The following is a 14929-nucleotide window of genomic DNA, read 5'->3' on the forward strand; positions in this document are numbered from 1 at the left end:
ATATGATTATCAGTTTAAACAATTAAACCAAATGTTGAGAAAAAGCTCACTAGAGCTTAACCTTTTTGGTTAATCATTGAGACCATCGCATTCGTCTTCAACGGCAGTAATTAATGACTTGAGTTGTTCAAGTGGTTTACGGACAGTCAACACATAGTAGTTTTCTACGCCTTTTTTTTCGGATTTAATAAAACCAGACTGTTTCAATACCTTTAAATGATGGGATACAGCTGGTCTGGACAAATTGATATGTCCTGCTATTGTATTCACATTAAGTCCCAATTTGTTCTGTGCTAACAGCATAATAATAGCTTGACGGTTTACATCGGTCAGCACCTCCAATAGAGGGATACAATCTTTAAATTGTTGTAAAATATCCTCCGTTTGCTGGCTCATGCCATTCACCTCTTAAGTTCATTGGTTTAATCTATTAAACATAATTATAGAGCTTTTAATAACAAAATCAAGCCTACGTAAAAACATACCTATAATTTGTGCCTTTGTGATAAGGTTCATTTGAATGAATTACCCATCCGATTTCAATTTAATTTGAAGGCCTCTCCTCTTCATATGTCTTTAAGAGGGAGGCCTTTTATGTCATGATCTTTCGGTGGATGTGGGACTGCATCCGCAAAATCCTCATGCCTCGTCCATGCCATGGTTACAATAAGAGCCCACCGCCCGGCCCAAAATCCCATCGGATGCATAGACTGATTTATCCAATGTGAGTAAGGAGGAAAAGGCTTTTGGTGAACAAGAAAAATAAGGGCCGATCAAAAACGGTCTCCCCCCGGCCCAAATTCCGCAAAAAACCAGTGCATATCAATGCATCTGAAAACGAGCTTGAGTGGTTGGTCAAAATCAACCCCGCCCGAGATCCCAAACAGGTCCAGTTAGTCGTAGATCTCCCGAATGAGGTATATGAATACTTACAGGAGAATGAAGTGGAATGGGATCGTGCCATTCAAAATGGTTTGCGTAGTGCAATGGAACCCGCGATAAACCCAGATTCGTTCAAGGAAATAAAGTACCGAATTCAAGTAGTTACATCCGTCGACAGCAGCGAAAGTTAAACGGCTTTAGGATCTGTTTCAGACGCAGGATCTGCCATGGTTTATGCGGTTGTAGCACCAGTTCTTATATTCAGCGAAGGACACCTTCGTTCAACCGAAAGTTGTACGATCCTGCCTATTAACATTGCGACGGCAGCCGATGATTTTGGCCGGATGCCGTCGTATTGCTCCCCGTTAACTTGAGGTCGTTACCTATTGACCAGCACCTTGCTGGTTCAATGATCCGAAAATCAATGAAAAACCGAATTTCAAGCGGGTACCTCTAGGGATCGCCGACGGTCTCTGGATCACCAAGCTCCGATCTCCGTGGCTATTTTACTTTATTTAATAAGTTTGTTACCATTCTGCTCAATGTTCCTTGATCGATAAAAGGAGCAAGACTTGCCAGCAGATCCGGGCTAAGATGTTCTACTTCGACTCCAGCAATCAACTTTTCGAGATTTTCCCTGCCCAGAAAAGGAGCGAGGCTAATGATCCGGTTCGCATCGATGGTGCCGTCTACAACCCGATCTGCCAAACGACCTAATGTCTCTCTGCTGATGAAGGGTGCGAGTTGATTCACGACATTCCAGCTCACGCTGCCTTCTTCAGCTTCTAGTATCAACCGATCCACCTGCTCCCTACCCAGAAAAGGGGCGAGGCTTACGATCCGGTTCGCATCGATGGTGCCGTCTACAACCCGGTCTACCAAACGATTTAAAGTCTCTTTGCTGATGAAAGGTGCCAGCTCTTGGACCAAATGCCAGCTCAAGCCACCCTCTTCGACATGTTGTACCAACCGATCTACTTGTTCTCTTCCAAGAAACGGAGCAATTTCAACCAGACGATGCACTTCTAAGGAGCCGTCAATCGATTGATCTACCAGTCGGTTTAATGTGTCACTGCTAACGAATGGAGCAAGCCCGGTAATGGCCTCCCACAGAATTTCGCTTCCTTCTACTTGTCGAACCAGTTCATCTAATGTATCTGTTCCGAGGAACGGCGCCAGACTCAAGATCACGTCTAACTTAAGGACGCTGCTGTCTAATCGTTCAGTCACCTTATGCAAAGCGCTTGCTTTTACAAACGGCGCTACTTCTACAAGCTCTTCCAGTTCCAACTCACCGGCATTAACTCTCTCTGCAACATGTTCCGGCTTGTTCTCTGCGATCTCCTCCACGATCGTTCCTAGGTGACGATGCTCCCGAACTTCTGTGTGCTCTCCTGCATTTAAAATGTCGTCTACCGTTTTGCCGAATAATCTAGCCAACTGCGGAAGCGTTCCGATATCCGGTAACGAGTCGCCCCGTTCCCATTTCGATACCGCTTGATGGCTTACATTCAGTTGATCGGCAAGTTCCAATTGTGTCAGATCCCGGTCTTTGCGAAGCTTCGAAATATAAGCTCCAATTTTACGTAAGTCGAGCATCGTATACCTACCTCCGATTAAACAAAATGTACAGTGCGCACTGTCGAAAACAGCATAACATTTCCAAAAACGTCAACCTATCAAGCGTTGGTTGAATGGGCACATCCGCTTTATTCAACTGCCGGTAGAATGCTTTATAAAGTAAATCGTTTTACTCTAAAAGGCAATATCTTTTGGCGGAAAATCATTTGATTTGGCCAACATATAATTCAGCAATTTAAGGCAGCCGACCTCCTGCCGACTAAGGAAAACGCTCCTATTACTGATCAGTTAATTCTGAACCTCCGGCTTAGTTATGTGTTTATTGGCTGCCCTGCTCAGCTTCCTCCTCTACATCCGCGAACCAGAACGTATCGCTGGTTTCATTATCGCACCCGGTTAGCTTGTAATGAGACCCGTACTCTTTATTCTTCTCGAGTTCAATACCACGGCACACCGTGCTTGGACGACCTGCATCGCTGCCAAACCCGTCCCTCGAATTGTCATACGTATACACAATTGCCTCGGCCCCATCATAGACCAGTTCATAGAAGATTGGGTCGCCTTCATCCGTGTACTGCGTAATTCGCACCTGATTCGGCACACCCATGTCGAGATTCCCCAGAAACAGCTTCCACTTGTCGAGATTGTACATCTTCCCGTGAACATTCACGATATCACCATTCGCCGCTGCTTTGTCAGCATCATAAGGGTCAGACACAGCGGGGAACGCTTTCGGCTTCGGTGGCAGTGAAATCGTCTCTCCTTGTGCAGGAGCAGTGGAAGGATTGGTCGTATTGGTAATAGATCTGCCCGACTTCTCACTGCAGCCCGATAGCAAAACCAATCCAGCTGCTAATATTAACACCCATTTGATCATGAACCATCACCTCACATTTAACAACGCTATAGCGAGTATGAATGTTTCAATCGCAAACGCGAGTACTAGACTATTCTTCTATTTGTTGAATTAAAATGTTCCGTATACTATGACCTCCATGTATTTAGTAAGGATTCCCAACGCCTTGATGTTCTTACACATACACGCTATTACATAGCTTCATGTCTGGAGCCAGTTTTACTTTGTATCCCCGTCCGCGTTGATAAAACTCAATTTCCAAGTATAGCCAATTAGGGATTTTTCTATTAAAATTGTCCTGGGGTGATATTATGGAGAAATTAAACCGTACTGAAAGCAACTTCAAAAGCCAGATCTACAAAGAACAAAAGGATATTCGTAAGAAACACGGAAAGAAATTTAACATTTACATTGAGGATACAGAACTTGTGAGGGCTGAGTATGATTAAAAGAATAAAGCTCCGTGCGCTGCTCCTAGGAGGATTTATTACCCTTCTCTTTGTTGTTCTGTTGATTCGGGTATTTACGCTACAGGTTGTCAAAGGACAAGACTGGCACGAGCGGGCGGTATTCCAGTGGACGAAAAAGGTCCCGATTCCGGCAACCCGCGGCATGATCACGGACAGGAACGGCGACGTTCTCGCATCCGATGTGCCAGCTTATACGGTCATCGTCAATCCCGCTGTCATCCACGAGAACGGGCTGGAGGACGAGATTGTCGAGGGACTGCACAAGTTGTTGGGCAAGGATGAAAGCGAGCTTAAGGCACTTGTAACAGCCAAGGACGAAGAAGGCAAATACCATAAAAACCGTGAAGTCAGGAATGAAGGGTGGAAAATTAACGAAACGAAAAAGGCTCAGATCGCTGATTTCAACAAAAAGTTAATGGACCAGCTTGAGAAAGAAAAAAAAGGAATGGAGACCGGGCTGGGTTTGCTTAAGGAGCAGAAGCGGTATTATCCGAAGGGAACACTTGCGGCTCATATTTTGGGTTATACCGATCGGGACGGTGAGGCTGTCGCCGGTCTTGAGGCATCCATAGATGATTACCTCAAAAGTACCCCCGGAGAAATGAAATACGAGAGCGACCGGCATGGAGACCAGCTTCCCCAAGCAAATATGGTGTACAAGCCGGCTGTTAATGGTAAAAATGTAAAGCTGACGATCGACGATACGATCCAGTATTATATCGAAGACGCGATGAAAGAAACGTATGAGCAGTACAAGCCGATCAGCATGACGGTCATTGCGGCCGATCCGAAGACAATGGAAATTCTCGGGATGGCAAACCTGCCGACGTTCAACCCGAATACGTATTGGGATCCCGCGACGGATCAGAAGGACTTTTTCAACTATGCCGTGAAGGCTACGTACGAGCCGGGCTCCACGTTCAAGATTGTGACACTCGCCGGTGCGGTGCAGGAGAAACTGTTTAACCCGAACGCCTTCTACCAGTCAGGACAAATCTACGTCAAAGGGACTCATACGCCCCTCCATGACATTGTCCGCTCGGGATGGGGGCAGATCACATACCTGGAAGGCGTGAAACGCTCCAGTAACGTTGCGTTTGTCAAGCTGGGCTCGGAAATGCTCGGGAAAGACCGGCTGCTGAAATATATCAACGACTTCGGTTTCGGCCAGAAGACAGGCATTGAGCTTCCCGGCGAAATTTCCAAGACGATCAACCTCCCGGGTCCGGTTGAAGTGGCAACTGCTTCTTACGGCCACGGCGTGTCTGTGACGCCGATTCAACAGCTGGCGGCGATCAGCGCGGTGGCAAACGGTGGAAAGCTTTTAAAACCTCATATTTTAAAAGAAATCACAGATGCGGATAATGGTAAAGTTATCAAATCTACCAATACCGACGTCGTCCGGCAGGTTATTTCCCCCGAAGCCGCCAAGGAAACGAGCAGCTATCTGGAGCAGGTTGTGGCAGACCGGACGATCGGTACAGGAAAAAGCGCATATATCGAAGGTTACCGTGTGGCTGGTAAAACAGGTACCGCAGTTAAATACGGCCCGGACAAAAAACCAGATTATTCGAAATCCGTCGTTTCCTTTATCGGCTTCGCGCCGGTGAACGATCCGAAAATTGCCCTTATTGTCATTGTCGACCAGCCGAATGATCCGGATGTCGGTGGGGGCAAAGTGGCTGCACCTATCTTTAAGAAAATCGTGTCTCAAGCACTCCCGTATATGGGCGTGCCGAAGTCAAACACCAAAAAAACGTCCGATGGCAAAACGACGGTGGAACGTCCTGCGGCTCCGACGCTGACGAAGCTGGCGGTGAAGGACGCCAAACAAAAGCTGCTAAACGCCGGTGTCGATTTTGAGTCCATTGGCAAGGGTGCCTCAGTCATCCGGCAGTTCCCGGCAGCGGGGACGCCGATGAGTCCGGGGCAGCGCATCTATCTGCTCACGGAGGAGACTGATAAAATGACGGTGCCGGACCTAAAAGGCGAATCGCTGCGCGATGCGCTGGATATTTTGAGCTTGCTGAAATGCTCGGTTACCGTCCAAGGGGAAGGATACGTTAGCGAGCAGCTCGTCACGGACAAGAATGGGAAGCGTTCCGTCCAGCTGACGCTGAAGCCAGTCAAGGATGAAGAGGTATCGCAGGATGCTTCATCCTCCTCCGCGGAGGGTGGTTCCATTTCGGAGGATACGTCAGCGGACGAATTGGCCGCCGGCAAGTCCGGTAAAGAAGCTGGCGATAACTGAATTGCGGCACAGATTACTCGACATTTAAGCGCGATTGTATAGTGAAGTGAAAAATAAACTAACCCCGCTTCTTTACATAGAAACGGGGTTTTTCTAGCGTATAAGTAAGCTCTTTATACCTCTTGCTAATCTCCTTTACTTCTCGACAACCGGAATCCACATTTCCCCATATACAAATCCGTCTCGCTGCCCCATCTCAACCGTTGCATTGGGTCCGCCAACATAAGCGTAATGTTCGGCTGCTGGCAGGACTTGACCAAAGGCAATCCCAGTAAGCGTATTACTCAACTCATCAGCCGACTTCCCTTCGCCTTTAACGACAAGATATTGTCCCTTTGGGAATTGGATCACTCTGTGTTCTTCCGGGATCGACGAATCTGTTATAACGCCAGCATAATACATCATCTTGTGATTTACCGCTTCGTTTACCGCAAAAATATAGTCGTTCGCAGCAATAGCCTTTAACGTTTCAAGTCTTCCATCCTCCTCCACAGACCGCCAAAAGTTCTCCTTCTCCTTGTTCATGCCGGCATAATCCGTGTAATCGCTCTTCAGCTCCGTCCCAATACCAAGAACGCTAAAGCTGTCTTTTTCCTCAAAGGTATACGTTGCCATCATTCCAGCTCCTTTTTTTTGAATGGATCAATTCATTGGTTTAATTACTTGATAGGCTTATCATAACCATAAATCATATCAAAACATGATACTGTTTAGAGGAAAACAATTGTCCCCTCCCGCATCTCCCCTACCTAATATTAGGCAGGGGAAGTCTAACGGATCACGAATGAGGTGGCGTCATGTCACGCCTTAATTAGAGTCTGCGGCTTTTCGGACGCAGCGCCCAGGAGGCCATGCCAAGCGCGGCATAGAAAAGCGGAAGAATTACATTGAATCCACCAACCCCATAATCATGAGCGAACACATGAGACAAGGCCGCACCTGTCATTAGAAAAAAGATACCGCTATAAGCCCATTCCTTAAGACGGGGGAAGCCTGGCATGACGATCGCAAGGATTCCAAGCAATTTCCAAGTCCCGAGAATGTAAGTAATATATAACGGGAAACCAATATGAGTCACTAAATCGACATTGCCACCCAATCGCATCAATTGCCCGATCCCGCTTAATGCAATAGAGAATGCGAGAATGATGGTGACAGTCCAATAAGCGGCCGTCTTTCCGATCCGACGGGATTCAACCTTCGTTATTTTTTCATTACTGGTAATCGTATTCATTTCCATTCCTCCTAAGGTTTTATTTTTGTTTTATTTACTTCTTCACAACCGGGATCCACATTTCCCCATGTACAAGGTTGTCACGGTGCCCCATCTCGACCGTTGCGTTGGGCCCGCCGACATATGCGAAGTTTTCGGCTTCGGGTAAGATTTGACCAAAGGCAATGCCGGTAAGCGTACGACTTAAATCCTCTGTCGTCTTCCCTTCGCCTTTGATGACGAGGTATGGTCCTTTAGGGAATTGGATCTCTCTGTGTTCTTCCGATACCGATAATGATGCTTCCGTCATGACGCCGACATAATACATCCTCTTGCCGTTTACCAGTTCGTTTACGGCGAAGGTGTAGTCGTTCGCAGCGACAGCCTTTAATGCGTCAAGCCTTCCATCCTGCTCCACGGTTCGCCAGAAGTTTTCCTTCTCCTTGTTCATGCCCGCATAGTCCGTGTACTCGCTCTTCAGTTCCGTTCCAATCCCTACAACGATTAAGCTGTCTTTCTCCTCAAGGGTAAATGCTGCCATCATCCCAGCTCCTTTTTTTGATTTGATCAAATCATTTGTTTTTCTTGATGGGTTAATCATAACGATGAATCATGTCATAATATGATACTGTTTAGAGAGCCCGATACGATATCCACAATTCTGACCTGCATGACCCAACAAATCTGCCTTCATACAGCGCTCTCCATTGACTTTAAGAGCTACATCATCAGGTTCTTTTCTAAGTTCCCAGGCTATTGACGGGATATAGTCCGAAATCTATAGTGTATTTATGTACGAAGTACACAAACTTAACGGGAGAATCTTGAAATGTCCACTAAAAAGAGATGGGTTATCACGGTTGTTGTCGTGGCAGCCATTGCCGTCATTGTTGGAACTGGCCTTTTTGTCAAACACTTCATAGATGCTCTAGTGAGTGACCCGGATGATCGTAAACAAGCCGAGAATCTAACTCCTGCACCTTCTCCGAAACCCGGGCAAACCCGAACCGACCTTGGGAACCTTCGCACAGATGACAATGACAAAGTTGATCTACTGCTGAAAGACGCTTTAAAGCCCGAGATCGTTGTTGCAGAGCGTGACGTCGTCAACATCATGCACCATATGACCCACCAAAAGGTAAAGGCCAAGGAAAAGTGGGTCTCAATCGAAATGACGCCGGAACGGGTGCAGCTGCTGGAACAGATCATTCAAGTCAAGGGGACGAGTTGGATCAATTACGCAAGGATGCTCGATATCGCGAAGAAATGGGAGGCCGGTGACTTTTCAACCGTCGATGAGGATCACAACTTTTTTTGGATGATCGAAAATGGGTCGATCGGGAAAGCGAAAGGCGTTCTTACGGAGAAAGAGGAACAGGAATTCATCAAGAATACGTTTCATAAACAATAAGGAGCCCTCAGCGGCTTCTTTTTTTGCCCATAAAAAAGGCTGTCTCCTGCAAGGCAGTCCCTTCTCGCTATTGGTCTATCCAGCCATTAGTGGAACGAAAAATACACCCCACGGTTCTGCCATGCTTCCGGCATGCTGCTATGCCGCGACAGGGTATTCACGTTTGGGCGCTGGGCGCGTATCCTATCGGGAAAGGATTTTGATTTACGGAGGCATGGACAGTGGGATACTATGTGACAGTTGAGCCGGGGGTACAACTCTATGTGGAGGACATCAACCCCGCAGGAAGCAAAACAATCGTGTTTCTTCATGGCTGGCCGCTTAATCATGACCAGTTCGAATATCAGTTCAACGTGCTGCCGGGCATGGGTTACCGCTGCATCGGCATCGACTGGCGTGGCTTCGGCAAGTCGGACCGACCCTACGGTGGATATCATTTAGAACGGCTTGCGGACGATATTCGCGCCGTCGTTGATGCGCTGCAATTGAAAGACTTCGTGCTCGCCGGGCATTCGACCGGTGGGGCGATCGCGATCAAATACGTCGTGCGTTACAATGGTGGCGGCGTATCCAAACTCGTACTGATCGACGCGGCGGCGCCACGCGGCTTCACCAAAGAGACGGCAGCGCAGCTGCTGAAGCAGTCGTTGAACGACCGGGCAAACATGATGCTCGGCGTGACCAACATTTTTTTCTTCCGGTACATCAGCAAGCCATTCGCAGACTGGTTTATTCAGATGGGCATGCAGGCTGCCGGGTGGTCGACGGCCGCGATCATCGTCATGCTGCGGGACTTTGATTTAACTGCTGACCTGTCACACATCCAGGTTCCAACGCTGATCGTGCATGGCATTCACGACCAGGTCATTCCATTCAGCCAGGCGGAGGAGATGCAGCGGTTAATCCCTCATTCGCAGCTCGTGCCGTTCATGTACAGCGGCCACGGCTCATTCTACGACGAACGCGACAAGTTTAATGAGGTCTTGCAGGAGTTCGTCGGGAATGCACGGCTCGCCCCGCTGCGGGTACCGCAGTAGCAACACGAAAAGCAAATTGAAAAAACGACAGCCTTTATCCGGCTGTCGTTTTTTCGCTTCCCTGATGATGCACAAGTTGGTCAAAGAAGGTATCTCATCCCTCACAAAGAACTCTATAAAATCATTTGGATTGCATGCCGTTCACCAAATCTCGCAGCGGCCCCAGTTCGGCCGTCGCGTCGTACGGATAACGATTCAGCACCTGTAGCAGCAGTTTACGCAGCGTTCCGTCGTCCGTTTTCTTCAGAAGATCTTCCATCTGCGCAATCAGCTGCTTGTAATCCTGAATATGATCGGGTCCGTACACCTCGAACTCAAAGAAGGAGTTTCCGAATACGGTGGCGCGTTTCACTCCCTGGAATTTGACGTAACGCGCCTGCTGCGGATCGAACGTAATGATATCCAGAAGATTGCCCTTAGAGGTGATCATTCCGTCACCGCCGGACACATTCGTCCAATTCGTTTTGTCCACAGATACGAGCAGCTGGTATTTTTCGGCGTAGGCTCCTTGCCACTTGATGATGACCTTGCCGACGTCTTTTGGCTTGCCCAGATCGACGATAAACCACGCGTCATCCACGTAAGCGCTCGACCATCTGGACAGTGGAGACATATCCCCGTCAACCGCCTTGTCGGAAGAGTAATACGGGAATTCGAGTTCAGACGACTCCGTAGCCTGATGGAGCGCCAAATTATCGCCGCTCAGCAGCTCGATTGGTTTGTTGTAGATCATGACGTTATCCAGCACGCCCTTAAACGCATTCGTTTCACTTCCGATCCGGAGCGTCGGCAGCACAAGGGTATTTAATTTCGGATATTGTTCCTCCAGCCTTTCCACGTATTCGTCCAGATTAACGAACAGTGTCACGCCTTTTTTGTCGCCCTTCAGCGTGATATGCGTCCACTTGCCTTCCGGAACCGAGTAGTTAAACGTACTGTCGTAATGCTCCTTCGTGAAACCAAGCTTGCCGCTGCTGCCTTGCTTCAATTTTAGCGTTCCAGCCGGTGATTCCATCAATACAGCGTTATCGGGATTATTTTTGTCGGGTTTGATCCACATCGAAACCGTCCAGCCGAAACCTAAGGCATCGATCGGCGTTTGAATATAGCTCTTCCCGCCATTCAGTCGAACACCATTGCCGTATTTTCCTTCCATCATATTGACGTTCACGCCCTTGCCGTCAAAACGGTTGCCGGATTCATCCTTGAATTTGTCTTCAAAAAGATACGAAATGACTTTGTTTTCATTGTTGCTTACTGTGATTGTATGGGACATGTCGGCGTTTGGCGCATCGGCGATTGCCTTCGCCCGCTGCTCGAATTTCTCATAGGATCGGTCATCCCTCGTCCCGGTCCACATTTTTTCCGAAACTGCTTGAATTCCCGGAAGCAAACGTTCATGCGAATCGTCCATCGACAGGCCGTTGGCTTCGGACACGTCATTCCATAAGCAGAACATACCGCCTTTGACGCGCGGGTGGCCGTAAGGAAGTGTCGTTGTTTCCCACTTCACCGGCTCCCACTCATTGTAGATGAATTGGGAATTCAAATAGTCGCCGTATAGAGTAGGGACGATGTACAGGAATACGTTTTGGGTGTTGATGACGTCATAGCCGAGATCCACTGCCTGCTGCGGAGAACCATAAGGTTCATGCCAAATGTTCATGGTAGCTTCGGTGCTGACCGGCGTCGTGCCGTTATGTTGTGTAAGTTCGCCCCACAAATGCGGATGTTTGCCTTTGCTGTTGATGTGCTTGATCAGCGTATCCATATATCCGCGGAACACTTCGGTATTTCCACCGTATTCGTCTGCGCCGATGTTGACGTCCGGACCGATGAACGTCGGATCATTTCCTTCCACATATTCATCCCATAAAGATTTAACGAACTGAACGGTTTCCGGTTTGGTAATATCGAGCCCCCGGTCATTTCCAAGCGCCGGATTGTAGGAAGTGAACGCTCGGGAATGTCCCGGCGTATCGATTTCCGGAATGATGTTTATGCCGTATTCCATGCCCAGCAGCTGCAGATCCTTAAATTCCTGCTTCGTATAATGGCCGTTCGGACTTGCCAGCCCTGGATAGGTCGTGCTTTCTAGACGGAAGGCGGCCGTTGTGCCGTCCGCAAACGGTGTGCCGACGTCATCGTTCAAATGGATTTGGAATGTGTTCATTTTGTACCAGGACAACAATTTCACATAATTTCGGAGAAAATCGATCGTATAAAACTTGCGTGCGACGTCGATCATCAATCCGCGCTGGGCGTATTTCGGATAATCTAAGGCTTCGCCTCTCGGAATCGTCCGGTCCGGATGCTGCTTGATGATTTGCAGCGCGGTTCTCGTACCGTAAAACGCTCCTTTGGCGGACACGGAAGCGATCGAAACGTAATCGCCGACCTTGAACCGGTTGCCTTCTTCGCCGAGCCTTGTCAGGGATGGATCGATGGACAAGTACAAATCACCAGCTTTCGGTTTGCCGGCCACAATCTTGAGATCTTCCCCGGTCAAATCCAGCAAATCCCGGCGGGTCAGCTCGGCCGCATTCCGCAAAGCGGATTCGTCTTGCGGATTCACGACGATACGCGAAGAGTTTTTCAACCTAAACTCGCCGGTATCCCCGTACCATTCCTGCAGGGACGGAATGACGTCCGGTTCGGCGTTCCGGTCCGGAGTTTGCTTATGCAGTCCCGGCACCACAACGGGAATATTCCCCGAAACCAGCTTCCGGTTCGGGTCTTTCTCATCTTCCGCTTGTACGATGAGATTGACTTTGGCATCCACCAGCGGCGTACGGATTTGGCCGTCCTGGTCGATAACAGGCTGGCGGTCGCTTCCATACAGGCTGATTTGATAACCCTCGGGCACGTCCACATCCGACCAATCGAGTTTCGTTTGTCCAGGCTGGATCTTCAATGACGCAGAGACATTGTCGATAATCGTTTGCAAATCATGTAATTGGTACACTTCGAACTCATAAAAAGAGTATCCGTACAGCGTGCCTTCGACAGGCGCCCGTTTGACACCCTGGAATTTTACGTACCTTGCCTCGCGCACAGAGAAGTCGATCGTTTCGACACCACCTTTGCATTGTATTATGCCGTCATTATCCCTGACGTTCTCCCAGTTCTCACCGTCGGCCGACACAAGGATTTTGTAAGTGTCGGCAGGGGTTTGCCAGCGAATGACGACGCGGTCGATATCCTGCGGTTCGCCAAGATCAACGTAAAACCACTGTTCATCTTCTATTGCGGAAGACCATCTGGTGTTTCCTTTTCCGTCCACGGCAAGCTCCGGATTCAAATAGTCTACTTCGTTGCCGGAAGCGAAAACCGGTTTATTCAGAGCCAAATTGGTCCCGCTGAACGTGGAGGATGCAGCCATCAGGCTGGCGGCTTCATCCTCCTGAGGCCCGTTTGTGGGCGTACCGGAATCCTGGCCGTAAACGGCATCGGTGATGTTTGGAGGCTTTTCCCCATTTTCCTCTCCCACCTGTTGCAGCAGGTCATTTAGCCCAACAGCTGAAGCATGCATGATGTCCTGAGTTTCGGGCTTCGCGAGCGCGGCTGTCGGTTGAACGGCAGGCGTCAGCATAACAGCAGCGGCTAGCAGTACAGAACAGGCTTTCATTTTTGTTTTCTTCATTGGTCCCTCCATGCATGGTTTGGTTTGATGGAAAAGCCTTATATTATCTCGTCAAACGAATGGATCCCCCCTTTCACAGAATTCGGCACATGTCTTGTATTGTAATCGCTTTCAAAAAAAACAAAATTCTCGTTCCCACTTCCTTCATTACTCGCGAACTTACGCAGCATCCGGGGCACACACTTTCCAAGCCCGGACGCCGCGGATATCCGCCATGATTACTTCGCAGCGAGTGATTCTATTGAATATTAGGCTTTCCCACATCGTCTCACAGATTTCAACAATCAAACGCCCGCTTCTTCCTTCTGATACATCTCTGTCAGCTTGATGCTTCTGCCCTGCTGCAGACGAGAGCGTTCGGAAGCGAAGGCCATCAAATGGCTTTGCAAGGAAGCTGTAGCCGATGTAAGGCCTTGGGTCATGTTGTGATCAAACTTATGTACATTTTGGAGGAAGGAGCTCACCATGCGCTCATCCCCTCCGCCGTGACCGTCTCCCTGAACGCTGCATTTAATTTCAATCTCTTCTCCCGTCGTATAGCGGTACAGCGTAAATGAGCCCTTATCCATATCGCCAATGATCTCACCCTGCGTGCCCATAATCTGCACACGGCGAGTAGCGCTCTGGGTTAATCCCGACATAATAAAGCTAGCGTTGGCACCGCTGGCAAATTCCATATTGACGACCTGATGGTCGACAACATTGTTATCGCAGCGATAGACGCAGCGGCCGAACGGTCCTTCCCTAAGCGCCCGGATAATGCCTTCCTGTGATAAATCGTGCGTCATATAGCGCGCCCAATGATCGGCAGGCTGCTCCAAATACATTTTAATCGCTGAAAAGGCACATTCCCTCTCTGCTTCGCAACCATTGATGCAGCGGTCGGCTGCACCCTCCGGCGCGTTCTCGGCTTTAAAATGAAGCAATGAGCCAAAGGAGCTGACCGCTGTGCACGGCTCATCAATCAGCCAGGAAATGAGGTCCAGGTCATGGCAGGATTTGGCCAAAATCATCGGGCTTGTTTCCTCGGAGTTACGCCAATTGCCGCGTACGTAGCTATGAACCATATGGTGATAGCCTACGTTCTCTGTCAGCTGAATGGTGCCGATTGCCCCCAGCTCCCCATCCTCGATGCATTTCTTGATGCCCGACCAGAACGGGGAATAACGAAGCACATGCGTGACCGCCAGCAAACGCTTATTCGTAAGAGAAGCTTGCTCCAGTTCGATGCATTCCTGCACATTAGGTGACATCGGTTTCTCCAGCATGACATGGTAGCCAAGCTCCAGCGCTTTCAATGCGGGTATATAATGCATCCGATCAAGCGTGCAGATAATCATCACGTCGGCTATTTTTCCCTGCTCGAATGCTTGTTCCCATGAATGATAAACATGCTCTTCAGCGATTTGATGAATCTCGGCAAAATGTTGTCTGCGTTCATCATCCGGCTCGGCAACTGCAACAAACTTCAGCTCATTCGGAAATTTCTCCGCATACGGTCCATAAATGTATCTTCCTCTACTGCCTGCGCCTAATAGTACAGCCGTTAATGCTTCCAATGTTCTTCCCCCTTGCATATACAATG

General features: G+C 48.7%; 12 protein-coding genes. 4 read left to right on the forward strand and 8 right to left on the reverse strand.

Translation table 11 applies throughout. From position 1 onward, the window contains the following. Positions 1–69: 69 nt before the first annotated feature. Complete coding sequence (locus GCU45_RS01435; RefSeq protein WP_152397783.1) at positions 70–396, reverse strand: ArsR/SmtB family transcription factor; 327 nt, start codon at positions 394–396, stop codon at positions 70–72. A 350-nt stretch (positions 397–746) separates the two neighbouring features. Between GCU45_RS01435 and GCU45_RS01440 the strand changes: the two genes are divergently transcribed. Beyond that, positions 747–1073: a hypothetical protein gene (locus GCU45_RS01440; RefSeq protein WP_152397784.1), complete on the forward strand. Its 327-nt coding sequence runs from the start codon at positions 747–749 to the stop codon at positions 1071–1073. A 310-nt stretch (positions 1074–1383) separates the two neighbouring features. On the opposite strand, the gene GCU45_RS01445 is transcribed toward GCU45_RS01440, so the two are convergent. Both GCU45_RS01445 and GCU45_RS01450 read right to left on the reverse strand, forming a co-directional pair. Further along, the gene (locus tag GCU45_RS01445) at positions 1384–2481 is read right to left on the reverse strand and encodes a helix-turn-helix transcriptional regulator (protein ID WP_152397785.1); all 1098 of its coding nucleotides are present in this window, start codon (positions 2479–2481) and stop codon (positions 1384–1386) included. A 301-nt stretch (positions 2482–2782) separates the two neighbouring features. Next, a complete protein-coding gene (locus GCU45_RS01450; RefSeq protein WP_105442742.1) occupies positions 2783–3340 on the reverse strand; it encodes a DUF4362 domain-containing protein in 558 nt (185 codons plus the stop codon). Between the two features lie 420 nt (positions 3341–3760). Here GCU45_RS01450 and GCU45_RS01455 point away from each other — a divergent pair, with 420 nt between their 5' ends. Then, a complete protein-coding gene (locus GCU45_RS01455) occupies positions 3761–6040 on the forward strand; it encodes a penicillin-binding transpeptidase domain-containing protein (RefSeq protein ID WP_152397786.1) in 2280 nt (759 codons plus the stop codon). A 135-nt stretch (positions 6041–6175) separates the two neighbouring features. On the opposite strand, the gene GCU45_RS01460 is transcribed toward GCU45_RS01455, so the two are convergent. The 3 genes from GCU45_RS01460 to GCU45_RS01470 form a co-directional block, all read right to left on the reverse strand. Further along, positions 6176–6655, reverse strand: coding sequence for a GyrI-like domain-containing protein (locus tag GCU45_RS01460; RefSeq protein ID WP_152402691.1), 480 nt, complete (start codon positions 6653–6655; stop codon positions 6176–6178). A gap of 196 nt (positions 6656–6851) precedes the next feature. Then, positions 6852–7274, reverse strand: coding sequence for a DoxX family protein (locus tag GCU45_RS01465; RefSeq protein ID WP_145133027.1), 423 nt, complete (start codon positions 7272–7274; stop codon positions 6852–6854). Positions 7275–7308: 34 nt separating this feature from the next. After that, entirely contained in the window at positions 7309–7794 is a 486-nt protein-coding gene (locus GCU45_RS01470; RefSeq protein WP_152402693.1) for a GyrI-like domain-containing protein, read from the reverse strand. 288 nt (positions 7795–8082) lie between these two features. Between GCU45_RS01470 and GCU45_RS01475 the strand changes: the two genes are divergently transcribed. Then, complete coding sequence (locus GCU45_RS01475) at positions 8083–8664, forward strand: DUF6241 domain-containing protein (RefSeq protein WP_152397787.1); 582 nt, start codon at positions 8083–8085, stop codon at positions 8662–8664. Between the two features lie 221 nt (positions 8665–8885). Further along, on the forward strand, positions 8886–9701 hold the full coding sequence (locus GCU45_RS01480) for an alpha/beta fold hydrolase (RefSeq protein WP_152397788.1): 816 nt from the start codon (positions 8886–8888) through the stop codon (positions 9699–9701). Between the two features lie 121 nt (positions 9702–9822). Here GCU45_RS01480 and GCU45_RS01485 read toward each other — a convergent pair whose 3' ends face one another. After that, positions 9823–13344, reverse strand: coding sequence for a discoidin domain-containing protein (locus GCU45_RS01485; RefSeq protein ID WP_152397789.1), 3522 nt, complete (start codon positions 13342–13344; stop codon positions 9823–9825). 284 nt (positions 13345–13628) lie between these two features. Further along, positions 13629–14903 carry a Gfo/Idh/MocA family protein gene (locus GCU45_RS01490; RefSeq protein ID WP_152397790.1) on the reverse strand — a complete coding sequence of 425 codons (1275 nt, stop codon included), beginning with the start codon at positions 14901–14903 and terminating at the stop codon, positions 13629–13631. Positions 14904–14929 lie beyond the last annotated feature (26 nt).

Source organism: Paenibacillus cellulositrophicus (assembly GCF_009363095.1).
In the GTDB taxonomy this organism is placed as follows: domain Bacteria; phylum Bacillota; class Bacilli; order Paenibacillales; family Paenibacillaceae; genus Paenibacillus_AQ; species Paenibacillus_AQ favisporus.